Genomic DNA, 26,623 nt, shown 5'->3' on the forward strand with positions numbered 1-26,623 from the left:
CCGTTCTATAGCTCGAAACCGCGCTCACCGCGGTTTCGAGCTATCGATCTGCGCACGGGTGAACCGCAGGACGGTCCAACCGTTGGCGATGAGGACGTTCTGTCGAGTGCGGTCGTGCTGGAACGACGCCGCGTCGCTGTGGAAGGCGAAGCCGTCGATCTCGACGGCGACCTTCTGGTCGATGAAAGCGATGTCGACCACATAGCCGCACACCTTCGCGTTGGCAGTCCAGCCGGTGATCTCCGCGGACCGGAGCAAGGCGAGCGCCTTCCTCTCGGCCTCGGAGCGGGAGCCGTCCGTGATCGCGGCGACCATCTCGCGAGACCTCCGCGACCCGCGTCGACCGCTGTTGCGGATCTGGGCGTCGACGACGTCGGCCACCTTCGTGTGCTCGCGCAGCAGGGCCGAATCCAGCAGGCGGGAACCGCCGTCGACGGCCGCGTCGAGCACGGTCAGTGCTTTCGTCGTGATCTGGAGTCCGTCGACCTCGGTGAGGTCTTGCGGTGCGACCGTCCGATGCCAGATGCGAACGCCGTCGATGGCGCGTCCGTGGCGTCCCTGCGGCGTGACGACATGGATCTGCTTGGGCGCCTTCGTGGTGAAGCCGTGCCACCAGTAGGCGGATTCGGAACACAACGCCGCTCGTGGCGACGTCGACAACACCGCGATGCGGGCGCGCATGCGGTCATCGAGCGCTCGGTCTCCGACGTGGAAGACGCCGCGCGACACCCGAATCCACTCGCCGGATTTCACCCGCCGGTACGCGGCGTCGGAGCTGATGGCGCAGGCCATGACGTCCGCAGCCGTGAACACGCCGTCGTGGGCGGCGACCAGCTCGCGAAACTTGGTGAAGTCGGGCACGCAACTTCGACGCGGCGGCCCGGCGGTCGGTTCCCCCGTCGGCGATCTATAGCTCGAACCCGCGCTCAGCGCGACTTCGAGCTATAAGTTGCGCTTGAGGATCTTGCCCGACGCGTTGCGCGGGAACTGGTCGACGAACACCACCGACCGGGGCACCTTGAAGTTCGCGAGATGCTGCTTGGCGAAGGTGATGACCTTCGCCTCGTCGAGGTCGGCGCCGTCGTGGACGGTGAGGTAGGCCCGTCCCACCTCGCCGAGCCGGTCGTCGGGGACGCCGACCACAGCCGACTCGATGACACCGTCGAGACGCGCGAGGGTCTGCTCGATCTCGGCGGGGTAGACATTGAACCCGCCGCAGATGTACATGTCCTTGAGGCGGTCGGTGATCTTGAGGTTGCCGCGCTCGTCGATGGTCCCGATGTCGCCGGTGTGCAGCCAGCCGTCGGCGTCGATGGTCTCGGCGGTCGCCTGCGGGTCGTCGAGGTACCCGACCATCACGTTCTCGCCGCGTGCGAGGACCTCCCCGACGTCGGAGAGTTTGATCTCCATGCCGGGAAACGCTCGACCGCAGGTGTTGGCGACGGTCTCGTCATCGTCGTCGGGGGTGCACGTGGAGACGAAACCGCTGGCCTCGGTCAGCCCATAGGCGGTGATCACGGTGTCGACGCCGAGGTCGTTCTGCAGACGTTCGACGAGGACGACCGGCACGATCGAGGCCCCGGTGATCACGATGCGCAGGCTGGACAGGTCGTACTCTGAGCGCTTCGGGTCGTCGAGAATGGTCTGGAAGATCGTCGGGGCGCCGGGGAAGACCGTGGCGCGTTGGTCGGAGACGAGCTTCATCGCCTGCTGCGGTGAGTACACGGCCAGCGGCAGCATCGTCACGCCGAACAGCACGCACGGCAGGATGCCCGCCTTGTAGCCGAAGGTGTGGAAATACGGGTTGACCATCAGGTAACGGTCGCCGGGGTGCAGGCCTGCGTTGGCGCCCCATCCGTGCGAGCCGTTGAGCGTCTGGCGGTGGGTTGCCAACACGCCCTTGGATTTACCGGTGGTGCCGGAGGTGAACAGGATGTCGGAGATGTCGTCGGGGGAGACGGCGCCGGCTCGACGATCCGCCTCGGTCCGCGCCTCGTCGGTCTGGCGTCCGAGGAAGTCGTCCCAGTCCACCGCACCGTCGGGGGTCGGCGACCCGCCCGACAGCGGCACCCGGATCACCAGATCCGGCAGCTTGCCGCGATGGTCGCGCAGGAGTTCCGCCGCATGGTCGGCACCCAGGAACTCACCGGACACGACGAGCCCGCGCGCGGCGGAGCGTTCGACGATCTCGATGGCCTCGCCCGCGGTGTAGCGGGTGTTGAGGGGGACCAGCGTCGCGCCGGCGTAGTGGACGCCGAGGGCCGCGATCGGCCAGTGGAAGCTGTTCGGCGACCAGATGGCCACCCGGTCGCCCGCCTCGATACCCGAGGCGACCAGCGCCGCGGCGAAGGTGCGCACCGCGTCGTGGAACTGCGCCCACGTGAGTTCGAGCTGCGGATCTGTCGAAGGGAGCCACTGGCCGTCGACGATGGCGATACCGTCAGGCCAGCTGCGCGCTGCGCGCTGCAACGCGGCCGGCGTCGTCGTCACGGAGAGAGTCCCTGCCCGGGAGGTCTGCGCCATGCGGCCCAACCTAGCACTTGCTTGGTGGGTTATGCTAGCGCCATGACCTCGATCAACCTTGCGGATCGTGGTGTCGACCTGGGTGAATGGGCCAAGTCGACACCGAACGCCGCCGACGAGTTCGCCGCCGCGGTGCGGTCCTGGCTCGACGAGAACCTCACGGGCGACTTCGCCCACCTGAAGGGGCGCGGCGGACCGGGCAGCGAGCACGAGTTCTTCGCCGAGCGGCTCGCATGGGACCGGCACCTCGCGAGCGCGGGCTGGACCTGCATCGGCTGGCCCACCGAATACGGCGGCCGCGGTGCGACGCTCGAGCAGCGCATCATCTTCCACCGCGAGTACGCCCGCGCGAACGCGCCCGCCCGCGTGAACCACCTGGGCGAGGAACTCCTCGGCCCGACGCTCATCGAGTACGGCACCGACGAGCAGAAGGAGCGGTTCCTGCCGGGCATCGTCGACGTCACCGAACTGTGGTCGCAGGGCTACTCCGAACCCGGCGCAGGCTCCGACCTCGCGGGCGTCTCGACCTCCGCTCGCCTGGACGACGGCAAGTGGATCATCAACGGGCAGAAGATCTGGACCTCGCTCGCTCACGTGGCGCAGTGGGTGTTCGTGATCGCGCGTACCGAGAAGGGATCGGCGCGGCACGCCGGCCTCAGCTTCCTCCTGGTCCCGCTCGAGCAGCCCGGCGTCACCGTGCGCCCCATCCAACAGCTCACCGGCACATCGGAATTCAACGAGGTCTTCTTCGACGACGCGACGACCGACGCCGATCTGATCGTGGGCGAACCGGGCGACGGCTGGAAGGTCGCCATGGGTCTGCTCCAGTTCGAACGCGGCGTGTCGACGCTGGGCCAGCAGGTCGGTTTCGCCCGCGAGCTGGAGAACCTGACCGAGGTGGCCCGGGCCAGTGGCGCGGTCGCCGATCCCGAACTCGCCTCACGTCTGGCCCGCGCCGACATCGGACTGAAAGTCATGCGGGCACATGCCCAGCGGACGCTCGACGGTGACGTCACCTCGCAAGCAGGTGCGGCGTCGGTGTCGAAGCTGTTGTGGGCCAACTGGCATCGCGACCTCGGCGAACTGGCGATGGACGTCGTCGGTGCGCCGGCGCTGATCGGACCCGACGCCACCGCGGAGGGGCAGCCCAACGACATCGCCGACCCCGAACACGTCGAACTCGACGAATGGCAACGGCTCTACCTGTTCACGCGCGCCGACACCATCTACGGCGGCTCGAACGAGGTGCAGCGCAACATCATCGCCGAGCGGGTGCTCGGCCTTCCCCGAGAGGCACGCTGAATGACCGCAACGGATGCAGGTACCCCATTGATCTCACCGCTCGCCACCCCGCCAGCCGAGATCCCCGGCCACAACCTGTTGCTGGGCAAGAAGGTCGTGGTCACCGCCGCCGCAGGCACCGGCATCGGATTCGCCTCCGCGCGTCGTGCGCTCCTCGAAGGCGCCGACGTCCTCATCAGCGACTGGCACGAACGCCGCCTCGGTGAGGCCGCCGAGAAGCTCGCGGCCGAATTCCCCGAACGCACGATCGCCCAGCGCACCTGCAACGTCCAGGTCACCGCCGAGGTCGACGCCCTGATCGCCGACGCCGCAACCGAACTCGGCCGCATCGACGTCCTGGTCAACAATGCCGGACTGGGCGGGGAGACGCCGGTCGCCGAGATGACCGACGAGGAGTGGGACCGAGTTCTCGACATCACCCTCACCGGCACCTTCCGCGCCACCCGAGCCGCACTCCGCTACTTCGGGTCGGTCGAACACAACGGCGTCATCGTCAACAACGCCTCGGTCCTCGGCTGGCGCGCCCAGCGCGGACAGGCGCACTACGCGGCGGCGAAGGCCGGCGTCATGGCCCTGACCCGGTGCTCGGCCCTCGAAGCCGCCGACATGGGGGTGCGGATCAACGCGATCGCGCCGTCGATCGCCAAACACCCCTTCCTCGCGAAGGTCACCAGCGACGACCTGCTCGACGAACTGGCCTCGAAGGAGGCCTACGGTCGTGCCGCCGAGGTGTGGGAGGTCGCCGCGACCGTCGCCATGCTCGCCAGCGACTACACCACCTACCTCACCGGCGAGGTCATCTCGATCTCCAGCCAGCGAGCCTGAACCTGTTGCCCTCCAGCGCCGCCCACCCCAAGGAGTACCGCCCATGACCACACCGCAGGCCTACATCGTCGACGCCATCCGCACCCCCGTCGGCAAACGCAACGGTTCGCTCGCCAAGGTCCACCCCGCCGACCTCGGCGCGCACATCATCTCCGCACTCGTCGAGCGGACCGGGATCGACCCCAACGTCGTCGACGACGTCGTGTTCGGCTGCGTCGACGCCATCGGCCCCCAGGCCGGCAACATCGCCCGCACCGCGTGGCTGGCCGCAGGCCTGCCGCTCGACATCCCCGGCACCACCGTCGATCGACAGTGCGGATCGAGCCAGCAGGCCATCCACTTCGCCGCACAGGGCGTCATGAGCGGCACCCAGGACGTCGTCGTCGCCGGCGGCGTGCAGAACATGAGCGCGATCCCGATCTCCCAGGCCATGATCGCCGGCCAGGAATTCGGATTCACCACGCCCACCGCAGAATCGGCGCGCTGGCGCGAGCGCTTCGGCGACGCCGAGGTCTCCCAGTTCGTCGGCGCAGGCATGATGGCCGAGAAATGGGACATCAGCCGCGAGGACATGGAGCACTGGGCCCTGCAGTCCCACGAGCGTGCCCGCGCGGCCATCGCCGCCGGCCGCTTCGACAACGAGAACGTCGCACTCGGCGACTGCGTCGTCGACGAATGCCCTCGTGAGACCTCGTTGGAGAAGATGGCCGGACTGCAGCCCCTCGCCGAGGGCTCCCGCCTCACCGCGGCCGTCGCCTCGCAGATCTGCGACGGCTCGTCGGCCACCCTCGTGGTCTCCGAACGCGCTCTCAAAGAACACAACCTCACCCCGCGCGCCCGCATCCACCACATGTCCGTCCGCGGTGACGACCCGGTGATGATGCTGTCCGCGCCGATCCCCGCCACCAAGTACGCCCTCGGCAAAGCCGGCCTGTCCATCGACGACATCGACGTCGTCGAGATCAACGAGGCCTTCGCGCCGGTCGTGCTCGCCTGGCTCAAGGAGACCGGCGCCGACCCGGCCAAGGTCAACCCCAACGGCGGTGCCATCGCTCTCGGTCACCCGCTCGGTGCCACCGGTGCCAAACTGTTCGCCACCATGCTCAACGAACTCGAACGCACCGGCGGCCGCTACGGCCTCCAGACGATGTGTGAGGGCGGCGGGACCGCCAACGTCACCATCATCGAACGTCTCGGCTGAGCTGACCCGACCCTTGCTCCCTGAGGTGCGAGGAGCGTAAGCGACGAGCCACGAAGGGCCTGGCGAGAAACACTCACCAGGCCCTAATGGGGGTGGATCGGTGATCTTTCTCCGTGGTGGAGGGGATGCTGGTCGTGTGAGCCTGCCCGGTCGGTGACCACTGGCTGGCCCTGAAAACGGTTGGTGGATTTCTACACGAAGACCGTGGCCCGGCCGGGCGGGATCGCCTCGTAGAACGCTTCTGGGATGTCGTGCCCCTGTGACGGTATGGATGAGCACTGATCCATTAGGCCGCGTGAGAGGGGATCCTCGGGCTCACATCGCAACTACTCGCTATGAGGAGAAGAGGTGAGCGTTCGACATGATCTTCGTGGGCAACGACTGGGCATCCGATCACCACGACGTGTGCGTGATGGATGAGACCGGCAACGTCCTGGCCACCCGCCGATGTGCTGAATCAGCAGCCGGCATCACCGCCCTGCACGACCTACTCGCCCGCTTCGCCGATCAACCGCAGCAGGTGGTGGCGGGTACCGAAACCGAACACGGCATGTGGGTCGACGCGTTGGTCGCCGCCGGCTACCAGGTGTATGCGATCAACCCACGATCTGTCTCCCGCTATCGCGATCGCCATCATGTCGGTGGCACCAAATCCGATAAGGCCGACGCGAAAACCCTCGCCGATCTGGTGCGTACCGACCGCCACAACCACCGACTCGTCGCCGACGACAGTGCCGAAGCCGACGCGATCCGGGTGATGGCCCGTACCCATCAGAATCTGGTGTGGGCCCGCTCGGCACAACAAAACGTGCTGCACGCCCAACTGCACGCCTACTACCCGGCCGCACTCGAAGCCTTCGGCGGGGATCTGGCCCACCGCGACACCCTCAGCGTGCTTCGGCGGGCCCCCACCCCCGACCAGGGGGCGCGACTGTCGGTGGCAGCACTGCGGTCGGCGTTGAAAAAGGGTGGCCGGCAACGCAATATCGACGCCCGAGCCCGCGAGATCCACCAGGCGCTAGGTGCCTCCGGCCATCTGACCGCGCCACCGCAGCTGGTCGCCGCATATGCGGCGACGGTGACCGCAACAGTGGAGATGCTCACGGCATTGAACACTCAGATCGTCCAGCTCGAAACCACTCTCAACCAGTCTTTTGACACGCATCCGGACGCCGCGATCTACCTGTCCATGCCCGGAATCGGTGAAACCATCGGCGCCCGGATGCTCGGCGAGTTCGGGGATGACCCCGAACGCTATGCCACCGCCAAGTCTCGCAGAAACTACGCCGGTACCTCACCAAGAACCATCGCCTCGGGTAAAGGTCACGTCGTGTTGGCCCGGCACATCCGCAACACCCGACTCAACGACGCCGCCATGGCAATGGCACAAAGCGTGAATCGCCCCGGGTTTGTCGGAGGCTCTCGAACCTGTGAAGGATGGAGAGTATGGCAGCACCACGGAAGTACAGCGTTGAGCTGAAGGAGCGGGCGACGCGGATGGCGGTGGAAGCTCGCAAGGACCCGGCCACGCGGCCGGGGGCGTTCAAACGGATCGGCGATCAACTCGGTGTGCACCCGGAGGCGCTGCGCACCTGGGTCAAGCAGGCCGAGATCGATGGCGGCGTTCGACCGGGTACCACGACCAGCGAGGCTGAACGGATCGCGCAGCTGGAACGGGAGAACCGTGAGCTGCGGCGGGCGAACACCATCTTGAAGCAGGCATCGGCTTTCTTTGCGGCGGAGATCGACCGCCCACAGCGCTGATCGTGGAGTTCGTCGCCACTCATCGTGGCGAACACGGAGTCGATCCGATCTGCGCGGCCTTGCGCGATACGGCCGCCCAGATCGCTCCGTCCACGGTGCGAGCCCATCTGAGTTCTCGCCGAGTCGAGGCGCCACGGGTGGTCCGTGACCGCGAGATCCTCGGCGAGATCCGCACCGTGCATGCCGACAATCTCGGCGTCTACGGCGCCCGCAAAGTCCATGCCGAACTACACAGGAAGGGTATCGGCGTGGCCCGATGCACCGTCGAACGATTGATGAAAGCTGATGGGCTACAGGGGATAACGAGGCTGAAGACACCCACGACCACGCACAGCGAGGGGGCCGAAACTCCGCAGCCGGCAGATCGTGTCGAACGGCAGTTCACCGCGGCGGCGCCGAATGCGCTGTGGGTGGCCGACCTGACCTACATCCGCACCCACTCGGGGTGGGTGTATGCCGCGTTCATCCTCGATGTCTTCTCGAGGATGATCGTGGGCTGGCAGGTCTCGACCACCATGCACACCGACCTCGCCCTCGACGCCCTGGACATGGGGTTGTGGGCCCGCTCGCGTGCCGGCCAGGACGTGGCCGGGCTGATTCACCACTCCGACCGCGGAGTGCAGTATCGAGCCATCCGTTACACCGAACGCCTCGCCGAAGCCGATGCGGTGACTTCGGTTGGCTCCAAGGGCGATTCGTACGACAATGCGATGGCCGAGGCGTTCAACTCGCTGTTCAAGGCCGAATGCATCCGCAACCCAATAATGCGCCCTCGAGGTGGCTGGGGCGGTGTCGGCGAGGTCGAGATCGCCGTCGCCGAGTACATCGACTGGTTCAATCACCGCCGCCTGCACGGCGAGATCGGACACGTCCCACCCGTCGAGTACGAGACCACCTACTGGTCGACCCACACAGTCACCAGCTACCGTGAAAACCCGGTCCCGGCAACCGCTGGAACCAACTAACCGAGCCTCCAACAAAGCCGGGGCGATTCAGCGCGTTGACCGGCAGTGTCGGCGCCCGCGCCTACTACGACAACCTCAAAGCCCAGAACAAGACCCACACACAAGCCCAACGAGCATTGGCCAACCGGCTCATCGGCATCCTCCACGGCTGCCTGGCCCACCACACTCTTTACGACGAACACACCGCCTGGGGCCACCGCGCAAACCTCGCCGCTTGACACCTTGCACCCCTGGGATGTCTTCGTGGCTCGCTGCGCTCGCACCTCAGGGAGCGGAGGGTGGCTCGCTGCGCTCGCACCTCAGGGAGCGGAGGGTGGCTCGCTGCGCTCGCACCCCAGGGAGCGAGGGGTGGCTCGCTCCATTCGCAGCTGCCGACCGATGAGTCCTCCCCGGACATCCCCTCGGGCGAGGTCTCGACCTTTCGCCGTACCGGTCGTACCCTTCTGGCAACCGACGTGCCCACATGTACTTGTGATCTGGCGCATACTATGGTGTGGGACAAGCGGACGTTTTTGTTTCAAAGTCCACATCGCCGCAAGTCCGACCTGCAGCAAGAACTACCTGAGGGGATCTCGATGACCAAGCCTGCTGAGCACACCAGCACCGGGGCGCCGATCGCGAAGCGCGGCGTCTCGTCCGAAGAGCACACACTGACCGAGTTGGTCGAGATCCAGCGAGCCGCGTTCCTCCGTGACGGCATTCCCGACGCCGACACCCGCATCGACCGCATCACCCGTCTGGCCGCGCTGCTGCTCGACCACTCGGACGAGATCGCCGCCGCGCTCACCGAGGACTACGGTTCACGTCCGCGCGAGCTGTCGCTGGCCGCCGACGTCGCCGGCTGCATGATCGACCTCACGCACCAGCGTCGTGGCGTCAAGGAGTGGATGGGCGAGACCAAGTACGCCAAGGTCCAGGGCCTGCTGGGCTACAAGCAGAGCGTCCGCCACGACCCGCTCGGCGTCGTCGGCATCATGGGCCCCTGGAACTTCCCGCTGCAGCTGACGATCGTCCCCGCCGGATCGGCCTTCGCCGCGGGTAACCGCGTGGTCATGCGCCCGTCGTCGATCACCGCCAAGACCACCGAGGTGCTCGCCAAGTACGCGCCCGACTACTTCTCGATCGAGGAACTGGCCATCGCCACCTCGAAGCACGGTTCGGGCTCGGACTTCGCGAAGCTGAAGGTCGACCACATGTTCTTCACCGGTTCACCCGAGGTCGGTGCCTCGGTGGCCCAGGAAGCCGCCAAGAACCTGATCCCGGTAACCCTGGAGCTGGGCGGCAAGAACCCGGCCGTCGTCGACCTCGACGCAGACATCGACAAGGCCGCGAACATGCTCGCCGACGCCCGCCTGGTCAACGGCGGCCAGGTGTGCCTGTGCCCCGACTACGTCTTCGTTCCGGAGGCCAAGCTCGGCGAGTTCACCGACAAGGTCATCGCCCGCTGGACCGAGCACTTCCCGACGATCTACGACAACGACCAGTACACGGCGACGATCAACCAGAAGAACTTCGACCGCATCGTCGGCCTGATCGACGACGCCGTCGAGCTGGGCGCCGAGAAGCGTCAGGTCATCCCCGGTGGGGAGCCGCTGCCGAACGCCGAGCGTCGCAAGATCCCGCCGACGCTGCTCACCGGCGTCAAGGCCGGCATGAAGATCGAGGAGGACGAGGTCTTCGGTCCGGTGCTGACCGTGTACCCGTACCGCGAGCTGTCCGAGGTCATCAGTCACATCGCGTCGCACCCGCATCCGCTGACCATGTACTGGTGCGGCGATCGCAACGACCGCTTCGAGAAGCTGGCCGACAACACCCGTAGCGGTTCGATCAACGGCAACGACTTCGCCATCCACCTGTTCAGCGGCGACCTGCCGTTCGGTGGCGTCGGACGTTCCGGTATGGGCGGCTACCACGGCAAGACCGGCTTCGAGACCTTCAGCCACGCCCGCGCGGTCGCGTTCTCGACGCTGCCGCTCACCGTCGCCGAGATGATGTCCCCGCCGTTCCTGGCAAAGGACTCGAAGATGACCGATCAGCAGCTCAAGCTGTTCAAGTTCTTCAACTCCCGCGCGATCAAGAAGGTGCGCAAGCGCCTGGGCGCGTGACACCGCCGCGCATGACCTGCGCATAGCAGCTCCGCTTGGCCGGGTTCGTCGTACGACGTTCCCGGCCAAGCGCTTGCTAGGGTGATGGGCAGACTCTCCAGGAGGATGCGTGTCCCCACGTGGCCAGACGAAGACCAATGACAAAGCCGGCGCCGACACCGCCGGCCGTTCGTCGCGCCGCGACGAGTTGCTCGCCACCGCCGGGCGGATGTTCGCCGAGAACGGCCTGCGTTCGACGACGGTTCGCGACATCGCCGACGCCGCGGGAATCCTGTCGGGAAGCCTCTATCACCACTTCGACTCGAAGGAGTCGATGGTCGACGAGATCCTGCGCCGATTCCTCGACGACCTGTTCGCCCGCTACCGCGAGATCGCCGGAGCGGGACTCTCGGCAAGCGAGACGCTCCGCGGACTCGTCGTGGCGTCGTTCGAGTCCATCGACGCGGAACGCAACGCGGTCGCGATCTACCAGGACGAGGCCAAGCGGCTGTCGGGGCAGGAGCGCTTCGGCTACATCGGCGAGCTGAACGTCGAGTTCCGGCAGTTGTGGCACGCGGTCTTGCAGCGTGGTGTCGACGACGGTGAGTTCCGTCCGGATCTCGATGTCGAACTGGTCTACCGCTTCATGCGCGACACCGTGTGGGTGGCCGTGCGCTGGTACCGCCCGGGAGGTCCGATGACCGTCGAGTCGATCGCCGACCAATACCTGTCGATCGTCCTGGACGGCATCCTGCCCCGCTGATCCCAGGAAGTTAGGGTACCTTTCCCTACGTCTCTCGGGTGTCGCTAAGGTGCGGATATGACAATTGGCGGAACACAAGTGGCCGCACCCACGCCGACTCCGGAACCCGAGCACGCGCCCGATGATCCGAAGGCCGCGCGGGTCAAGGCCCGGGCGGAGGCCAAGGCCAAGTCGGCGGCTCTCGCCGATGTCCTGGCGCCGGTGAAGACGCGCACCGTTCTCGCCCAGTTCGTCCAGATCTTTGCCTCCGCTGCGACCGTCGTGCCGTTCATCGGCATCGTCGAACTCGGTCGCACCCTGTTGGCCCCGGGACCCACCGACACCGGGCGGGTGTGGCTGGTGGTGTGGCTCGTCGTCGGCGGGCTCGCGGCGCGCGCCCTGTTCGCGTTCCTCGCGCTGGCGATCACCCACTTCGCCGACCTCGACCTCCAGGCGCAACTCCGAATCCGCATCGCCGACAAGCTCGGCCGGCTGCCGCTCGGCTGGTTCAGCCGCACCAGTTCGGGCGCGGTGCGCAAGTCGGTGCAGAACGACGTCGCGGACCTGCACTATCTGGTCGCCCACGCACAGGTCGAGGCGACCGCGGCGGTCCTGTCGCCGATCTTCGCGCTGATCTACTGCTTCATCCTCGACTGGCGCCTCGGTCTGCTGGCCATCGCCACCGTGCCGCTGTACGCCCTGACCTACTCCTACATGGCGCGAGATCTCACCGCCGAGATGGAGAAGATGGACACCGGAGTCGCCCGTATCAGCGCCACCATCGTCGAGTTCATCGCCGGTGTCGCGGTGGTCAAGACGTTCGGGCAGACCGGAAAGGCCCACCGCCGCTTCATCGATGCCGCCGACGAGTTCAACGACGACTTCGCCGGGTACATGGGTCCGATGCTGCGCGTGCAGGCCATCACCACGGTCCTGATCTCCGCTCCGCTGATCCTGCTGGTCAACCTCGGTGTCGGCTACTGGCTCGTCGACAAGGGTTGGGTCACGCCGATCGAGCTGGTCGGTTCGACGCTGATCGCGATGATCCTGCCGACCGCGCTGCTCACCGTCTCCACTGCGGTTCACACCCGCCAGCAGGCATCGGCTGCGGCACTGCGCATCGCCGACCTGCTCGCCGAACCCGAGCTCGCCGTCCCGGAGAACCCGCAGGTTCCCGCCGGCCACGACGTGCGCATCGAGAACGTGCACTTCACCTATCCGCCGCGTCTCGGCATGCCGTCCGGGGTGAAGGCGCTCGACGGCGTCAGCGTCGAACTCGCCGAGGGTACCGTGACCGCGCTCGTCGGGCCGTCGGGCAGCGGTAAGTCGACGCTGGCGACACTGCTCCCGCGCTTCGGCGATCCCGACTCCGGCGCGGTCCGCATCGGCGGCGTCGACGTCCGCGACATCGCCCCCACCGAGCTCTACCGCCACGTCGGCTTCGTGCTGCAGGACGTGCAGCTGCTGACGATGTCGGTGCGGGACAACATCCGACTCGGCCGGCCCGAGGCCACCGAGGAGCAGGTCCACGACGCCGCCCGCGCGGCCCGGATCCACGAACGCATCCTGGAACTGCCCGACGGCTACGACACCGTCGTCGGCGACGGCGCACACTTCTCCGGCGGTGAGGCGCAGCGCGTCTCGATCGCCCGCGCCCTGCTCGCCGACACCCCGATCCTGGTACTCGACGAGGCGACCGCCTTCGCCGACCCGGAGTCGGAGGCCCAGATCCAGCAGGCCATCGGTGCGCTGATGGTCGGCCGGACAGTCCTCGTGATCGCACACCGGCTCGGTTCGATCACCCACGCGGACAACATCGTCGTGCTCGATCGCGGGCGCGTCGTCGAACAGGGACGTCAGGACGAACTGGTCGCCAACGGCGGTCTGTACGCGTCGATGTGGGCCAGTTACGAGGCCGGCACCACCCGGCAGGACGAGAAGATCGCGCTCGGCGCGGTCGGAAGTGACGAGGTGGCGCGATGATCCGCGGTTTCTACACGATCCTGGGTTCCGAGCGTGCCCGGATGGTCGTCTTCCTGAGCTGGGTCGTCCTCTACGGCGTCGCGCAGGGCCTGGCGATGCTCACGCTCGTCCCGATCACCGAGAACCTTCTCGACGGTGACCTCTCGGCCGCCGCGAAGTGGTTGTGGCCGTTGGCTGTTCTGGTGTTGATCTGCACAGTCAGCGCCTACGTCCAGTCCCTCAAGGGCATGACGATGGCCCTGTACGCGATGCGTATGCTGCATCACCGGCTCGGCGATCACATGGTGACGCTGCCTCTCGGCTGGTTCACCCGCGAACGCATCGGCGACGTCTCGCAGATCGCCGTCAAGGGAACGATGTTCGTCGGCAGTACCGGTGCGCACTACATCACGCCGGTCGTCGTGAACACGGTCAGCTCGGTGGTCGTGGTCATCGGGATCTGCCTGTTCGACTGGCGCATCGGCCTGCTGATGGTCGCTGGAACGCTGGTTCTCATGTACATCGGCAAGCTGTCCAGCCGGTTCCTGGCGAAGGCCGAGCGCCGCAAGCGGGCCGAGGCCGTGAAGGTCAACAACCGGGTGCTGGAGTACGCGCGTTGCCAGGCGGTGTTGCGTGCCTTCGGCGCCGCCGACTCCGCTCATGCACCGCTGGCCGAGGCGCTCGGTCAGCAAGCGCGCGTGGGCAAGTCGATGCTCTGGCGATCGATCCTCGGCATCCTGCTCAACGGCCTGTCGGTCCAGGTCGTGTTCAGCGCGGTCCTCGCCCTCGGTGCCTGGCTCGCGGTGGCCGGCCACATCGAGCCTGCCCTGCTCGTCGCGGTGTTCGGACTCGCGGCCCGCTTCTTCGGCCCGATCGGCGAACTCGCCGAGCTCGGTTCGACGCTGCGCATGTCGACCGACGAGATCAACCGCATCACCGGTGTCCTCGACACCGACCGCATGCCCGTCCCGGATCAGCCGATGCCGATCACCGAGCCGGGCGCGGTCGAACTGTCCCACGTCGCTTTCGGTTACGAGAACGGCACTCCGGTGCTGCGGGACGTGTCCGTGCGGGCGCAGCCGGGCACGATGACCGCACTCGTCGGACCGTCCGGTTCGGGTAAATCGACCATCTTCCGGCTGATCGCCCGGTTCTACGACGTCGACGGCGGTTCGGTGAAGGTCGGCGGTACCGATGTCCGCGACCAGGAGACCGGCGCCCTGATGGGCCAGCTGTCGCAGGTCTTCCAGGACGTCTACCTCTTCGACGACACCCTGTGGGAGAACATCAAACTCGGCCGTCCCGACGCCACCGACGACGAGATCCGCGCGGCCGCGGAGACGGCCGGCGTCACCTCCATCGTCGAGCGCCTTCCGGATGGCTGGAACACCGCCGTCGGCGAAGGCGGTTCGGCGCTCTCCGGTGGTGAGCGTCAGCGTGTCTCGATCGCGCGTGCCCTGCTCAAGGACGCCCCGATCGTGCTCTTCGACGAGGCGACGTCCGCCCTTGATCCCGAGAACGAGTCGCACGTCGCCGAATCCATCCGGCGCCTCGCCGACAGAAGTACCGTGCTGGTCATCGCGCACAGGCTGTCGACCGTGACCGCCGCCGACCAGATCGTCGTCCTCGACGACGCGGGCGGCGTCGACGACATCGGCACCCACGACGAACTGCTCAGCCGCGGTGGCCGTTACATGGAGTTCTGGAACCAGCGCACCGCAGCCGCCGGCTGGACGCTCACGGCGGCGAAGTAGCCCGACCCTCGCTGCCTGAGGTGCGAGGAGCGAAAGCGACGAGCCACGAAGGCCTGCTGACATGACGTCGGCGGCCCTTCGTGGCTCGCTCCGCTCGCACCTCAGGCAGCAGAGGGGTGGCCCGAAGTAGCGATTCTGCTCAACCCAGCGACCCGAGCGTCTTCAACCGCTCGTGGGCCTGGTGCATGATCGACTGGATCAGCTCGTCGCAGCTGGGCAGGTCCTCGATCATGCCGACGACCTGACCCGAGGCGAGGACACCCGCGCGGGTGTCGCCCTCGACGAGACCGGCCTTCAGCAGCATCGGGGTGTTCCCGGCCATGATGATCTGCTGCCACGTGCGTTCGCCCGACTTCTTCATCGTGCGACCGTCTCTGAGCATGGTGGTCCAGCGCATGCCGGTCATCTGCTTGAACTCGTTGGCATTTCGCGCGGCGGCGAACAGCGCCTTCACCGGGCTGCCGCTCTCGAGTGCCTCGACGAGCGGGGTACGCAGCACGCGGTGGGGCATACCGTCGACCTTCACCGAGACGACGGTGTCGTTGAGCCCGCGCTGCAGATACTCGTGCTTGACCGAGTCGGGGACCGCGCTGTCCGACGTCAGCAGGAAGCGGGTACCCATCGCGACGCCCTGGGCGCCGTAGGCGAGCGCCGCGGCCAGTCCGCGACCGTCGAAGAAGCCGCCGGCCGCGACGACCGGCATGTCGATGTTCTTGGCTGCCAGGGCATCGAGCACCGACGGCAGCAGCAGGGTGGTCGCGACCGGGCCGGTGTGGCCGCCGCCCTCGCCGCCCTGCACGATGACGGCATCCGCGCCCCACGACGCGACCTTCACCGCGTGCTTGGCCGCGCCGATCGACGGGATCACGACGATGCCGTGGTCCTTGAGTTTCGCGATCAACTCGGGCTTCGGGGCGAGCGCGAACGACGCGACCTTGACGCCTTCACGGATCAGGAGATCGATCCGTTCCGGTGCGTCGGTGGCGTCGGCACGCATGTTCACACCGAAAGGCTTGCTGGTCAACGACTTTGTCTTGGCGATGGCCGCCTCGAGCTCGCCGTAGGTCATCGTCGCCGACGCCAGGATGCCGAGACCGCCGGCGTTCGACGTCGCCGAGGTCAGCGACGGCCCGGACACCCAGCCCATACCGGTCTGCACGATCGGGTACTCGATCCCGACGAGTTCGGTGAACGAGGTGGACAGGCCCGCAGCCCTGGCCGGACTCATCGGACTTCCTTGTTGCGAACGCCCCTGGGATCGAGCACGTCTCGGATCAGGCTCAGTTCCTCGGCGGTGGGCTGCCGCGTCTCCGGCGCGTCGGCCAGACCCTCGATCTCGAAGCCGGTGTTCTCTGCGACCTCGTCGGCGGTGACCCCCGGATGCAGCGACAGCGCGCGCATCGTGTGATCCGCCCCGCCGAAGTCGAAGACGCCCAGATTGGTGACGACGCGGTGGATGTCGAGATCGTCGAACGCCGGGTTGGCCGGGTCGACCTTGTCGAAGCCGACGCCGGAGACGATGTCCACCGAGTCTCCGAAGACCCGGGCGGAGTGGCGGGGCACCCAGTAGCTCGTCGGGTGGTTGATCGTGTTGCCGGGCGCGCCGCGCACACCGAACATCTGGCGTGTCGGCTTCTGCAGCGGGCCGAACGCGGAGAGGTTCTGATTGCCGTACCGGTCGATCTGGTTGGCGCCCATGACCACGTGGCGACGGCCCGACGCCACGACGTCGAATACCTTGCGGAACGGCATCCAGCCCTCGATGGGGCCCGACTTGCCGATGCCCGGGGTGTCGGCGAAGATCAGCGCCTCGCCGTCGGTGATCAGCAGGTCTGGTTCGGTGGTGAGGCGCGCCAGGCGGGCTCCCAGCAGGGGCACCGGCGCCATCGGCGACGCCATGATCTCGCCTGCACCGGAGAAGATGTCGGCACACGAGATGACGCAGTACTCGGCACGACTCACTTCTGCGGGGGCCTGGCTCTCGACGGTGCTCACTGTCCGTCCTCCTTCTGCTCGTCCTGCCAGGCGCTGACCTCGCGCTGGTAGGTCTCCTCGTCGACCTGGAGGAACCTGCGGGAGAACGTCTCCCAGGTGTCGGGTTCCTTGGCGCTCGCCACGTAGAACTGCTGGAACTTCTCGTCGCGCCCGTACTCGCCGGCAAAGGTGAAGTGGGCTCCGTTGGGCGTGTGCACCACCCGGTCGACGTTCATCCGGTTCAGCAGAAGGCGCTGATGCGGAACGGTTTTCACCAGGACCTCGGTCGAGACGATCTGGTCGGTCTCCAGATAACGACGCTCGGCGGCTGCACAGTAGAGATCGTCGAAGTACGGGTCGACGCCGGTGTAGGCGGCGTTGCCGTGCGCATCGGCCAGGTCCAGGTGGACGAAGGCGGCATCGAGCTTCAGCGCAGGCATCGCGATCAGCGTCTGGGTCCGGCCGTCGGCGTCGGGATACGGGGATTCGACGGTCTTCAGTTCGCCCTCCCAGAACTTGAGGACGTCGGAACCGAGTCCGGCGCGGATCGGGAGGAACGGCAGGCGGGCCGCCGCGGCCTCGAGGCCGCACTTGACCATTCCCTCGTCCATCTCACGGACCTCGATCTCGCCGTTGGTGCGCGCCTTGGCGAACCACGGGTCGTAGAAGGGCGCGGAGTCGAGCGAGACGAAACCGTAGTAGGCGCGACGCACCTTGCCTGCGGCGCAGAGCAATCCGAGATCGGGGCCACCGTAGGTCACGACCGTGAGGTCCTTGACGTCCGAGCGGGCGATCGCGCGGACCAGTGCCATCGGCTTGCGGCGCGAACCCCAGCCGCCGATGCCGATGGTCATGCCGTCGCGGAGCTCCGCGACGACGTCGTCGAGAGTGCTTGTCTTGTCGGTCGGCATCTCAGGCGTGTCCTCCGTTGTGAGAAGCGTTCGAGGCGAGTGGTTTACCGGTCGAGACGAAGGCATCGCGATGCTCGTCGGCGACGCCGGCCAGGTTCAGCTCGAAGGTGAAGCCCTGTTCGAGGCGGTAGCTGGCCTTCACATCGATCGGGTCGATGTGGTTGATGGCCTCCTTGGCCGCCCGGATGACCCGGGTGTCCTTGGCGGCGATGGCCTCGGCGACCTCGAGCGCGGCGTCGAGGAGCTCCTCGCGGGGCACGACGCGGTACACCGAACCGAAATGCTCGAGCTGCTGGGCCGTCACGTTCTTCGCGGTGAAGTAGAGGGTGCGCATCATGTGCTGCGGCACCAGGCGGGCGAGATGTGTTGCTGCACCGAGTGCTCCGCGATCGACCTCGGGAAGGCCGAAGACCGCGTCGTCGGAGGCGACGATGACGTCGGCGTTGCCGACCAGGCCGATGCCGCCGCCGACGCAGAAGCCGTTGACCGCGACGATCACCGGGACCGCGCAGTCGTAGACGGCGCCGAAGGCCGCCGCACATCCGCGGTTGGCGCCGATCAGGGCGTCGAAGCCCTCGGTGGCCTGCATCTCCTTGATGTCGACGCCGGCGTTGAAGCCGCGTCCTTCGGCGCGCAACACCACGACGTGCGTGGCCGGGTCGACGCCGGCTGCGGTGACCGCATCGGCGAGTTCGAACCACGCGGCCGATGGCAGCGCGTTGACCGGCGGGTAGTCGACCGTGATGGTCACGATGCTGGATTCGGTACGTGTCGTGGTGATCGGCACGCGTGCTCCTCTCGTGGCTGCGATGTCAGCCTCGTGGGCTGCGCAAGCATTGAACCAAGCAAGTGCTTGGTTGTTTGGTAGGGTAGCACCCATGCAGACGCAGTCACAGGCCGAGCTGGGCCTGGTCGGAAAGGTTGTCCTGGTCACCGGCGGTGCACGAGGGGTTGGCGCGGGTATCACCCGAGTGCTGTCGGCGCTCGGCGCCCGGCCGGTGATCTGCGGTCGGAACGCGGACAATCTCGCCGACGACCTCCGCGACATCGACTTCTTCTCCTGCGACGTCCGCGACGCCGCGGCCGTCGAGGAGATGATCGACGGCATCGTCGGCCGCGCCGGACGCCTCGACGGAGTGGTCAACAACGCCGGCGGATCGCCCTTCGCGCTGGCCGCCGACGCCTCGGTCCGTTTCGCGAGCAAGATCGTCGACCTCAACCTCCTGGCGCCGCTCGCCGTGGCCAAGGCGGCGAACGCGATCATGCAGACGCAGCCGGACGGTGGCGCGATCGTCAACGTCTCGAGCGTCAGCGGGCACCGGCCGTCGCCGGGCACCTCGGCCTACGGTGCGGCGAAGGCCGGCCTCGACAACCTGATGACCTCGCTGGCCGTCGAATGGGCTCCGAAGGTGCGGATCAACTCGGTCGTCGCCGGACCCGTCGAGACCGAACAGTCACACCTCCATTACGGAGACGACGCCGGGGTGGCGGCCGTCGGGGCCACCATTCCGCTCGGCCGGATGGCGACACCCGTCGACGTCGGGAACGCCGTCGCATTCCTGCTCTCGCCGCTGGCCGGTTACATCAGCGGTTCGACGCTCACCGTGCACGGCGGGGGCGAGAAGCCCGCGTTCCTCGACGCCGCGACCGCCGGCAACGCCGTCTGACCATCCCGCACACCCAGTCTTCGCAGTTCAGAAAGGAAACACCTTGAGTAGCAAGCTGAATGAGGGCCGCGTCGTCATCGTGACCGGCGCCGGACAGGGCATCGGACGAGCCCACGCTCTCGCCTTCGCCGCCGACGGCGCCAAGGTCGTGGTCAACGACTATGCGGAGAACCTCGCCACGGCGGTCGTCGACGAGATCACCGCGGCCGGCGGCGAGGCCGTCGCATCGGTGGGGGACGTGGCCGACTGGCAGAGCGGCGAGGCCATGGTGGCCACCGCCGTCGACACGTTCGGTCGGCTCGACGTCCTCGTCAACAATGCCGGTTTCGTCCGCGACCGCATGCTGGTGTCGCTGACGGAGGACGAGTGGGATGCCGTCATCCGCGTGCACCTCAAGGGGCATTTCGTCGGCTTGCGCCATGCCGCGGCCTACTGGCGTGCGGAGGCCAAGGCCGGGCGCACGCCGCAGGCACGGATCGTGAACACGAGTTCCGGTGCCGGACTCTACGGTTCGATCGGACAGGGCAACTACGTCGCCGCGAAGGCGGGCATCTCCGCGCTCACCGTCCAGGCCGCAGCCGAACTCGGCGGCTACGGAGTCACCGTCAACGCGATCGCGCCGGCGGCCCGAACCCAGATGACGATGGGCGCCGGCGACGAGATGGCCGCACAGATGGCCGCACCCGCCGACGGCTCCTTCGACGCGATGGACCCGGCGAACATCTCGCCGCTCGTGGTGTGGCTGGGTTCACCCGAGGCGGGGTCGGTGACCGGCCGGGTCTTCGAGGTCGAGGGCGGCAAGGTCTCGGTGACCGACGGCTGGCAGCGAAGTGTGGAGCGCGACAAGGGTTCTCGCTGGGAGGTCGCCGAGCTCGGCCCGGTGATCGAGGAGATCGTGGCCAAGGCGCCGGTCCCGATGCCGGTCTACGGCGCGCGGTGACCTCGGCGGGCAGGGATCAACGGCGGGTCGCGGCGGCCCGGGCGTATGTCGACGCCCTGGTCAGCCACGACCCGTCAGCGGTGTCGCTGCATCCCGACTGCACCCGCGTCGAGTTCGGCGTGCGTACGGGGCGCAACGGACCGCACATCGCCCGCAGCCTCGCGAAGGGTCCGCAGTTCCGCCTGATCCATCGCGTCTCGGACTTCACCGCGACCGTCGACGGGCACAGCGTCACCACTCGCTACGTGGTGCACGTCCGCCCGCGGGCACTGCGCCTCGGTGCCCCGGTGTCGGAGACGTTCGTCGTCGACGAGGAGAACCGGATTCGCGCGATCGTCGCGCGGTTCGGGCTGCCGCGGCCCCAATCCGCCTGACCTGCAACGGAGAACGACGACGAAACGGCCGAACCCACCACCCCGTCGGGCAGTGGGTTCGGCCGTTTCGTGCTGTGAGACTAGGCGCCGGGTGCGCGCACGACCATCGGCACGCCGGGGAAGTACGCGGCCATCTCCGAGCGCGACTTGCGCAGGGCCGCGGTGCCATAGCCGGACTTGCGGTACTGCGGGTGAATCCAGATGCGCAGGTCGACCTCGCCGTTCTTGAGCTCGCCGAAGACGAAGCCCACCTTGGAGTCTCCCTCGACGGCGACGAGCCACACGGCCTCCTCGGCGTCGACGCGGTCGGTGGCGGCGCTGATCTCGGCGGCGACGTCACCGGCCGGTGCTCCCGAACCGTCGCCTGCGGTGCCGAGTTCGTCGGTACGGGCCGCGAACAGTTCGGCGTCGGCCTGCGGGTCGAACGGACGCAGGTCGAGGGTGTCGCCGCTACTGGCCGGACGCTCCACCAGGGTGAAGGTCAGGGCGTTGTTGAGGTCGTCGAGCTCAGCCTGATTCTTGCGGCGCTCGTCCTTGGTCAGCTGGTTCAGCTTCATGTCCAGGATCGCCTTCGCACCCAGCTGCGACTTGCCGAGCAGCTCGACGATGGCGGTGACGGCCTCATCGTGATTCTCCGCGTCGACGATGGCGTCGAGGACCTCGTGTCGCCGCTCAAGCGCGGTGAGCAGGGCGTCGGCGATGTCGCGGCGAGTGGTGGCCTGGTCAAGATCAGTCATGCTTCGATCCTAGGACACCGCGGCCATTCCGGGGCTCGGCCTCGTGGGTTCGAAACCGTGCCAGCGGCGTCGAGTTAGAACAGGTTCTACGCATCAGAACCGCCATTTTGGTGGAGGTTCTTTCCGGAACCTGTAACACGTCCTAGTCTTGTGGCATGACGAACGAGGGCACGACGACCGCACCGACCGACTTCGATCACCTTCGCGGGGGCACGCACATGGGCGACCTGATGGTCGCCGCGCTCAAGCGCCATGCCGATCGCACGGTGTTGTCCCTGGGGGACACCGAGATGACGGGTGGTGAGATGGCCGCCGCGATCAGCCGGTACATCCAGGCCTTCGAGGGTCTGGGCGCGGGCACCGGCACGGCGGTCGGTCTGCTGGCCCTGAATCGTCCGGAGGTGCTCTTCGTCATCGGGGCCGGCCAGACGCAGGGATGGCGACGCACCGCGCTGCACCCGCTCGGCTCGCTCGACGACCATGCCTACGTCCTCGCCGACGCCGGCGTCTCGACCCTCATCATCGACCCCGTGCCGATGTTCGTCGAGCGGGCGGCCGCCCTGCTCGAACGCGTCCCCGGCCTGAAGCAGGTGCTGACCCTCGGTCCGGTGCCCGAGCAGTTGTCGGCGCAGGCCCGTGACGTCATCGCCGAGGCGGAGAACTTCGAGCCGAAGCCGCTTGTCGCCGAGCATCTGTCACCCGAGCACGTCGTCTCGATCACCTACACCGGCGGGACCACCGGAAAACCCAAGGGCGTCATCGGAACCGCGCGTGCGATGGCGACCATGACGCAGATCCAGCTCGCCGAGTGGGAGTGGCCGGAACACCCGCGGTTCCTGCTCTGCACCCCGCTGTCACATGCGGGTGCGGCCTTCTTCATCCCGACTCTCATGAAGGGCGGGTCGATGGTGGTGCTGTCGAAGTTCGACCCCGCCGAGGTCCTCAAGACCATCGAGGAACAGAAGATCACGGCGACGATGCTCGTGCCGTCGATGCTGTATGCGCTGATGGATCACCCGGATTCGCGGACGCGTGATCTGTCGTCGCTGGAAACCGTGTATTACGGTGCGTCGCCGATCAATCCGGTGCGTCTCGCCGAGGCGATCGAACGGTTCGGCCCGATCTTCGCCCAGTACTACGGTCAGTCCGAGGCGCCGATGGTGATCAGCTACCTCGCCAAGGGCGATCATCCGGGTCCGGGGGAGGACCAGCGTCGCCTCAGCAGTTGCGGCCGGCCGTCGGCGTTCCTGCGCACGGCTCTCCTCGGCCCCGACGACAAGCCCGTCCCCCCGGGCGAACCGGGCGAGATCTGTGTCGCCGGACCGCTTCTCGCCGGTGGTTACCTCGGCCTCCCGGAGCAGACGGCCGAGACCTTTCGCGACGGATGGCTGCGTACCGGCGACGTCGCGCGTGAAGACGAGGACGGCTTCTGGTTCATCGTCGACCGCACCAAGGACATGATTGTCACCGGCGGCTTCAACGTGTTCCCCCGCGAGGTCGAGGACGTCGTGGCCGAGCATCCGGCCGTCGGCCAGGTCGGCGTGATCGGTGTGCCCGACGAGAAGTGGGGTGAGGCCGTCACGGCGATCGTCGTGCTGCGTGCCGATGCGGACGCCGACGACGCTGCGAAAGAACGCATCACCGCCGAGATCCAGCAGACGGTCAAGGACCGAAAGGGTGCGGTGCAGTCGCCGAAGCGGGTCATCTTCGCCGAGTCGTTGCCGCTGACCGCCCTGGGCAAGCCGGACAAGAAGGCGCTGCGGTCGCAGTACTGGGCCGACTCCGAGCGCGGGGTCGGCTGACCTCAGACGTCCACCTGAGAACCGCTCCTGACAAGCACCCCTGAAAACGCCCGCTGTGGCCGGGCCGTCGACATATCGTCGTCGAACCGCCTGTGGAGGGTCGACTCCAAGGGCAGATCGCATGGGCGGTTCTCAGTGGCGTGCGAGGACTGCCCGGGCGCGGTCGGCCAGGGTCTCCCGGACCCACTCCGGTTCGAGTACGACGATGTCGCGGTCGAACATCAAGCCCCACAACGCACCGGCGGCATGCCGATGGTCGGCGAACCGGAGTCCGACGCGCTGCCGATCTCCGGCATCACTCAGCGTCTCTGCGGAGAGTGCGGTTGCCCGGAGCGTCTCGACGTCCGCGGGGGCGCAGTCGACCACCACGTCGACCGGATCGAACGAGGACCGGAACGCCGCGCGCCGACGCTGCCAGATCTCGTCGAGATCCACGTCCTCGTCGCGTACCGCCGGCTCGTCGAGGACCTCGACCTCGCTCATCCGGGACAGCCGGTACATCCGTTCGTCGGTCCCCTCACGCGACCCCGCACCGTGTGCGACGAGGTACCACGTGTCGCCGGCGATGATGAGTCCGACCGGATCGAGAAGCCGTTCGCGTGCCTCGTCGGCGTCGCGCGGGCGGTAGCGGGTGCGGATACGCCTGCCCGCGAAGACCGCGAACTGCACCGGATCGAGCGCATGGAGTTCTTCCGGCCTGCGCACGAATCCCTCGGGACGGACGAGTACCCGCTGTGCGGCCCTGACCGCGGTTCCCCGGTACGCCTCGGGAATGGCCGCGGTGACCTTGCGCATCGCACTGGCGAAGGCGGGGGAGTCGAGCCGACCCGTTCCGGCGAGCAGTGAGGTCGCCTCCTCGACTGTCAGACCGGTCAGGTCGGTGCGGTAGCCGGGGACCAGCGAGAAGCCGCCGTGCCTGCCGCGCTCGGCGTACACCGGGACCCCGGACAGCGAGAGTGCCTCGATGTCGCGCAGCACGGTCCGCTCCGACACCCCGAGTTCGGCGGCGATCGTCGACGCGGTCACCCGATCGTGTCTCTTGAGCAGCATCAGGACCGCGATGAGGCGTTCGGCGCGCATGCCCAATCATCTCGCAAAAATATGACAGAAGATGTCAGGTTTCACGGTTTGACTGGACTCGTCAGTCAGCGAGAGAGGAAAGAACATGAACGCACCGACCACCCCACCGGATCCCCGCCCGGCCTTCGCGGCCGCCACCACCTGGGTCACCGGACTGCTCTCCGAGGTGACCGCCGAGCAGCTGGCCGCGCCGACGCCGTGCGACGAGTTCGACGTCCGCACGCTCGGGGCCCATCTGCTGGCGACGGCCCAACGAGCGGCGGCGCTACCCGAGGGGGTCGACGTACGGGCCATGCCGTTCATCGCCGACCGTTTCGACGCGCAGGAGTACGCAACGGTCGTGGCGCGGGCGGTCGATCTCTGGTCCGACGACGCCGTGCTCGCCAGGATGGTGCAGGTGCCGTGGGGTGAGGTGCCCGGCGCCGGCGCGTTGTGGGGTTACGTCAACGAGACGATCGTGCACGGATGGGATCTCGCGGTGGCGACCGGGCAGCCGTCGGAAGCGGTTCCGGAAGCCGCCACCGCCACCCTCGCGATCGTCCGCCGGTTCATCCGGCCCGAGATCCGCCAGGACCCGAACGTCCCCTTCGGCGTCGTCGTCGAACCCCGCGACGGGGCGAGACCGGTCGAGACCCTGGCGAACTGGTCCGGACGAGATTCTGCCGCATGGGTTTCGGCGGCAACCCGGTGAACCCGGTGATCAGCTGCGATACGCGACGTCGAGCTGTTTCACCCCGTTCAGCCAGCCCGACCGCACCCGTTGCAGCTCGCCGAGTCGTGCGATGTCAGGCAGGGTGTCGGCGATGGCGTTGAAGATCAGGTTGAGTTCGAGCCGGGCGAGGTTGGCGCCGATGCAGAAGTGGGCGCCGTTGCCGCCGAAGGACAGGTGGGGGTTGGGATCTCGCGTGATGTCGAAGGTGAACGGGTCGTCGAAGACCTCTTCGTCGAAGTTCGCGGAGCTGTAGAACAGCCCGACGCGCTGGCCGGCCGCGATGTCGACGTCGCCGAGTCGGGTGTCGGCCAGTGCGGTTCGCTGGAAGCCGTGGACCGGCGTCGACCACCGCAGGATCTCCTCGATGGCGGTCGCGGGACGTTCGCGTTTGTACAGATCCCACGTCTCCGGGTGATCCAGGAAAGCGTTCATCCCATGCGACGTCGCGTTGCGGGTGGTCTCGTTGCCGGCGGTGATGAGCAGGACGACGAAGAACCCGAACTCGATCTCGGTCATGCCCTCGCCGTCGACGCCGGCCTCGATGAGGGTGGTGATGAGGTCGTCGGTCGGGTTCTTCCGCCGTTCCTCCGCCATCGCATAGGCGTAACCGAGTACCTCGGCATTCGCGGTTGCCGGGTCGATCGTTTCCTCAGGATCATCGTTGTTGATCATCGCGTCGACGAGCACATGGAGGCGCTCGCGATCGGCCTGCGGGACGCCGATGAGGTCCAGGATCGACTGCAGGGGAAGGTGTACGGCGATGTCGTCGACGAAGTTGCCCCTGCCCTTCGCGGCCGCGGCCTCGACGATCTCGTGCGCCGAGGCTGTCAGCTGTTCCTTGAGCAGCGCGACGGAGCGCGGAGTGAACATGCGCGACACGATCTTTCGCAGTCGAGTGTGCTCCGGCGGATCATGGTTGATGAGCAGTGCCTTGGTCAGTTCGATCTGGTCTGGGGTCACGTAGTCGGGCAGGCGCAGGATCGCGCCCTTGGCGTTGGTGGACCACAACTGGTGGTTCTTCGAGATCTCACGGATATGCGCGTGCTTGGAGATCACCCAGAATCCGCCGTCGGTGAAGCCGGACGTACCTTCCGGTTGCGCGTTCCACCAGACCGGCGCGGTGCGTCGTAGCTCGGCGAACTCCCGCACCGGCATGCCGTGCTGCTGGAGCAGGTCGGGATCGGTGAAGTCGAAGCCGTCGTGGAACGGGCCGGCCCTGGTCGGTGTCGTCATCTCGAACCTCCGGTCGACGGGCACGCGGGTGCACTGTGTGCCACGTCACCACACCATACACCAGCTATGAA

The 26,623-nt window shown here is 67.3% G+C and carries 21 protein-coding genes, 3 pseudogenes and 1 other annotated feature; of the genes and pseudogenes, 15 read left to right on the forward strand and 9 right to left on the reverse strand.

All coding sequences use genetic code 11. The annotated features are described in order from the left end of the window. Positions 1 to 24 precede the first annotated feature (24 nt). Together C5O27_RS08035 and C5O27_RS08040 are read right to left on the reverse strand one after the other, a co-directional pair. The gene (locus tag C5O27_RS08035; RefSeq protein ID WP_244216611.1) at positions 25 to 861 is read right to left on the reverse strand and encodes a DUF559 domain-containing protein; all 837 of its coding nucleotides are present in this window, start codon (positions 859 to 861) and stop codon (positions 25 to 27) included. 81 nt (positions 862 to 942) lie between these two features. Continuing rightward, positions 943 to 2,523, reverse strand: coding sequence for a FadD3 family acyl-CoA ligase (locus C5O27_RS08040; protein WP_127962418.1), 1,581 nt, complete (start codon positions 2,521 to 2,523; stop codon positions 943 to 945). 42 nt (positions 2,524 to 2,565) lie between these two features. Between C5O27_RS08040 and C5O27_RS08045 the strand changes: the two genes are divergently transcribed. From C5O27_RS08045 to C5O27_RS08090, 10 genes and pseudogenes are all read left to right on the forward strand, one after another. Next, entirely contained in the window at positions 2,566 to 3,825 is a 1,260-nt protein-coding gene (locus C5O27_RS08045; RefSeq protein WP_006357011.1) for an acyl-CoA dehydrogenase family protein, read from the forward strand. Beyond that, positions 3,826 to 4,650 carry an SDR family oxidoreductase gene (locus tag C5O27_RS08050; RefSeq protein ID WP_006357010.1) on the forward strand — a complete coding sequence of 275 codons (825 nt, stop codon included), beginning with the start codon at positions 3,826 to 3,828 and terminating at the stop codon, positions 4,648 to 4,650. Positions 4,651 to 4,693: 43 nt separating this feature from the next. Then, complete coding sequence (locus C5O27_RS08055; RefSeq protein ID WP_127962419.1) at positions 4,694 to 5,851, forward strand: acetyl-CoA C-acetyltransferase; 1,158 nt, start codon at positions 4,694 to 4,696, stop codon at positions 5,849 to 5,851. Positions 5,852 to 6,212: 361 nt separating this feature from the next. Next, positions 6,213 to 7,244, forward strand: a pseudogene (locus tag C5O27_RS08060) (IS110 family RNA-guided transposase); the annotation flags it as partial. 53 nt (positions 7,245 to 7,297) lie between these two features. Beyond that, positions 7,298 to 8,580: pseudogene (locus tag C5O27_RS08065) on the forward strand (IS3 family transposase). Beyond that, positions 7,576 to 7,704: a sequence feature (AL1L pseudoknot), on the forward strand. Its footprint overlaps the pseudogene before it by 129 nt. A gap of 26 nt (positions 8,581 to 8,606) precedes the next feature. Then, positions 8,607 to 8,798 (forward strand): annotated as a pseudogene (locus tag C5O27_RS08070) (IS110 family transposase); the annotation flags it as partial. A gap of 357 nt (positions 8,799 to 9,155) precedes the next feature. Then, positions 9,156 to 10,685 (forward strand): aldehyde dehydrogenase family protein, encoded by a 1,530-nt coding sequence (locus tag C5O27_RS08075; protein WP_127962420.1) that lies wholly within the window; start codon positions 9,156 to 9,158, stop codon positions 10,683 to 10,685. A 109-nt stretch (positions 10,686 to 10,794) separates the two neighbouring features. Further along, entirely contained in the window at positions 10,795 to 11,427 is a 633-nt protein-coding gene (locus tag C5O27_RS08080) for a TetR/AcrR family transcriptional regulator (RefSeq protein WP_127962421.1), read from the forward strand. A 57-nt stretch (positions 11,428 to 11,484) separates the two neighbouring features. Further along, entirely contained in the window at positions 11,485 to 13,389 is a 1,905-nt protein-coding gene (locus C5O27_RS08085; RefSeq protein WP_127962422.1) for an ABC transporter ATP-binding protein, read from the forward strand. Then, a complete protein-coding gene (locus C5O27_RS08090; RefSeq protein ID WP_127962423.1) occupies positions 13,386 to 15,122 on the forward strand; it encodes an ABC transporter ATP-binding protein in 1,737 nt (578 codons plus the stop codon). The genes C5O27_RS08085 and C5O27_RS08090 overlap by 4 nt, the downstream gene beginning before the upstream one ends. Before the next feature lie 139 nt (positions 15,123 to 15,261). On the opposite strand, the gene C5O27_RS08095 is transcribed toward C5O27_RS08090, so the two are convergent. Genes C5O27_RS08095 through C5O27_RS08110 form a run of 4 tightly spaced genes read right to left on the reverse strand, consistent with a single transcriptional unit; the run spans position 15,262 to position 18,794 of the window. Then, positions 15,262 to 16,350, reverse strand: a complete 1,089-nt coding sequence (locus C5O27_RS08095; RefSeq protein WP_127962424.1) for an NAD(P)H-dependent flavin oxidoreductase — start codon at positions 16,348 to 16,350, stop codon at positions 15,262 to 15,264. Then, positions 16,347 to 17,117 (reverse strand): CoA-transferase subunit beta, encoded by a 771-nt coding sequence (locus C5O27_RS08100; RefSeq protein WP_042377514.1) that lies wholly within the window; start codon positions 17,115 to 17,117, stop codon positions 16,347 to 16,349. Before C5O27_RS08100 ends, C5O27_RS08095 begins: the two co-directional genes overlap by 4 nt. Then, the gene (locus C5O27_RS08105) at positions 17,114 to 18,007 is read right to left on the reverse strand and encodes a CoA transferase subunit A (RefSeq protein ID WP_127962425.1); all 894 of its coding nucleotides are present in this window, start codon (positions 18,005 to 18,007) and stop codon (positions 17,114 to 17,116) included. The genes C5O27_RS08100 and C5O27_RS08105 overlap by 4 nt, the downstream gene beginning before the upstream one ends. A gap of 1 nt (position 18,008) precedes the next feature. After that, positions 18,009 to 18,794, reverse strand: coding sequence for an enoyl-CoA hydratase family protein (locus C5O27_RS08110; protein WP_127962426.1), 786 nt, complete (start codon positions 18,792 to 18,794; stop codon positions 18,009 to 18,011). A 91-nt stretch (positions 18,795 to 18,885) separates the two neighbouring features. On the opposite strand from C5O27_RS08110, the gene C5O27_RS08115 reads away from it, so the two are divergent. From C5O27_RS08115 to C5O27_RS08125, 3 genes are read left to right on the forward strand one after another with little or no spacing between them, the layout of a single operon-like run. Then, positions 18,886 to 19,674: an SDR family oxidoreductase gene (locus C5O27_RS08115; protein WP_127962427.1), complete on the forward strand. Its 789-nt coding sequence runs from the start codon at positions 18,886 to 18,888 to the stop codon at positions 19,672 to 19,674. A gap of 43 nt (positions 19,675 to 19,717) precedes the next feature. Continuing rightward, positions 19,718 to 20,614 carry an SDR family oxidoreductase gene (locus C5O27_RS08120; protein ID WP_127962428.1) on the forward strand — a complete coding sequence of 299 codons (897 nt, stop codon included), beginning with the start codon at positions 19,718 to 19,720 and terminating at the stop codon, positions 20,612 to 20,614. Further along, positions 20,611 to 20,988 (forward strand): DUF8021 domain-containing protein, encoded by a 378-nt coding sequence (locus C5O27_RS08125; protein WP_127962429.1) that lies wholly within the window; start codon positions 20,611 to 20,613, stop codon positions 20,986 to 20,988. The genes C5O27_RS08120 and C5O27_RS08125 overlap by 4 nt, the downstream gene beginning before the upstream one ends. 80 nt (positions 20,989 to 21,068) lie before the next feature. Here C5O27_RS08125 and C5O27_RS08130 read toward each other — a convergent pair whose 3' ends face one another. Beyond that, complete coding sequence (locus C5O27_RS08130) at positions 21,069 to 21,725, reverse strand: GNAT family N-acetyltransferase (protein WP_127962430.1); 657 nt, start codon at positions 21,723 to 21,725, stop codon at positions 21,069 to 21,071. Positions 21,726 to 21,880: 155 nt separating this feature from the next. Between C5O27_RS08130 and fadD8 the strand changes: the two genes are divergently transcribed. Beyond that, positions 21,881 to 23,527 (forward strand): fatty-acid--CoA ligase FadD8, encoded by a 1,647-nt coding sequence (gene fadD8 / locus C5O27_RS08135; protein ID WP_127962431.1) that lies wholly within the window; start codon positions 21,881 to 21,883, stop codon positions 23,525 to 23,527. A 132-nt stretch (positions 23,528 to 23,659) separates the two neighbouring features. On the opposite strand, the gene C5O27_RS08140 is transcribed toward fadD8, so the two are convergent. Further along, on the reverse strand, positions 23,660 to 24,607 hold the full coding sequence (locus C5O27_RS08140) for a helix-turn-helix transcriptional regulator (RefSeq protein WP_127962432.1): 948 nt from the start codon (positions 24,605 to 24,607) through the stop codon (positions 23,660 to 23,662). 85 nt (positions 24,608 to 24,692) lie between these two features. On the opposite strand from C5O27_RS08140, the gene C5O27_RS08145 reads away from it, so the two are divergent. Beyond that, complete coding sequence (locus C5O27_RS08145) at positions 24,693 to 25,298, forward strand: TIGR03086 family metal-binding protein (protein ID WP_127962433.1); 606 nt, start codon at positions 24,693 to 24,695, stop codon at positions 25,296 to 25,298. Positions 25,299 to 25,307: 9 nt separating this feature from the next. Here the strand turns inward: C5O27_RS08145 and C5O27_RS08150 are convergent, their stop codons facing one another. Continuing rightward, the gene (locus tag C5O27_RS08150) at positions 25,308 to 26,552 is read right to left on the reverse strand and encodes a cytochrome P450 (protein WP_127962434.1); all 1,245 of its coding nucleotides are present in this window, start codon (positions 26,550 to 26,552) and stop codon (positions 25,308 to 25,310) included. Positions 26,553 to 26,623 lie beyond the last annotated feature (71 nt).

The organism is Gordonia alkanivorans (genome assembly GCF_004011905.1).
GTDB lineage: Bacteria > Actinomycetota > Actinomycetes > Mycobacteriales > Mycobacteriaceae > Gordonia > Gordonia alkanivorans.

Coding starts and splice junctions, on each gene's coding strand:
- C5O27_RS08145 (WP_127962433.1), top strand. CDS start 24,693: ATGAACGCACCGACCACCCCACCGGATCCCCGCCCGGCCTTCGCGGCC.
- C5O27_RS08090 (WP_127962423.1), top strand. CDS start 13,386: ATGATCCGCGGTTTCTACACGATCCTGGGTTCCGAGCGTGCCCGGATG.
- C5O27_RS08140 (WP_127962432.1), bottom strand. CDS start 24,607: ATGCGCGCCGAACGCCTCATCGCGGTCCTGATGCTGCTCAAGAGACAC.
- C5O27_RS08085 (WP_127962422.1), top strand. CDS start 11,485: ATGACAATTGGCGGAACACAAGTGGCCGCACCCACGCCGACTCCGGAA.
- C5O27_RS08055 (WP_127962419.1), top strand. CDS start 4,694: ATGACCACACCGCAGGCCTACATCGTCGACGCCATCCGCACCCCCGTC.
- fadD8 (WP_127962431.1), top strand. CDS start 21,881: ATGACGAACGAGGGCACGACGACCGCACCGACCGACTTCGATCACCTT.
- C5O27_RS08130 (WP_127962430.1), bottom strand. CDS start 21,725: ATGACTGATCTTGACCAGGCCACCACTCGCCGCGACATCGCCGACGCC.
- C5O27_RS08045 (WP_006357011.1), top strand. CDS start 2,566: ATGACCTCGATCAACCTTGCGGATCGTGGTGTCGACCTGGGTGAATGG.
- C5O27_RS08105 (WP_127962425.1), bottom strand. CDS start 18,007: ATGCCGACCGACAAGACAAGCACTCTCGACGACGTCGTCGCGGAGCTC.
- C5O27_RS08050 (WP_006357010.1), top strand. CDS start 3,826: ATGACCGCAACGGATGCAGGTACCCCATTGATCTCACCGCTCGCCACC.
- C5O27_RS08075 (WP_127962420.1), top strand. CDS start 9,156: ATGACCAAGCCTGCTGAGCACACCAGCACCGGGGCGCCGATCGCGAAG.
- C5O27_RS08115 (WP_127962427.1), top strand. CDS start 18,886: ATGCAGACGCAGTCACAGGCCGAGCTGGGCCTGGTCGGAAAGGTTGTC.
- C5O27_RS08040 (WP_127962418.1), bottom strand. CDS start 2,523: ATGGCGCAGACCTCCCGGGCAGGGACTCTCTCCGTGACGACGACGCCG.
- C5O27_RS08095 (WP_127962424.1), bottom strand. CDS start 16,350: ATGAGTCCGGCCAGGGCTGCGGGCCTGTCCACCTCGTTCACCGAACTC.
- C5O27_RS08150 (WP_127962434.1), bottom strand. CDS start 26,552: ATGACGACACCGACCAGGGCCGGCCCGTTCCACGACGGCTTCGACTTC.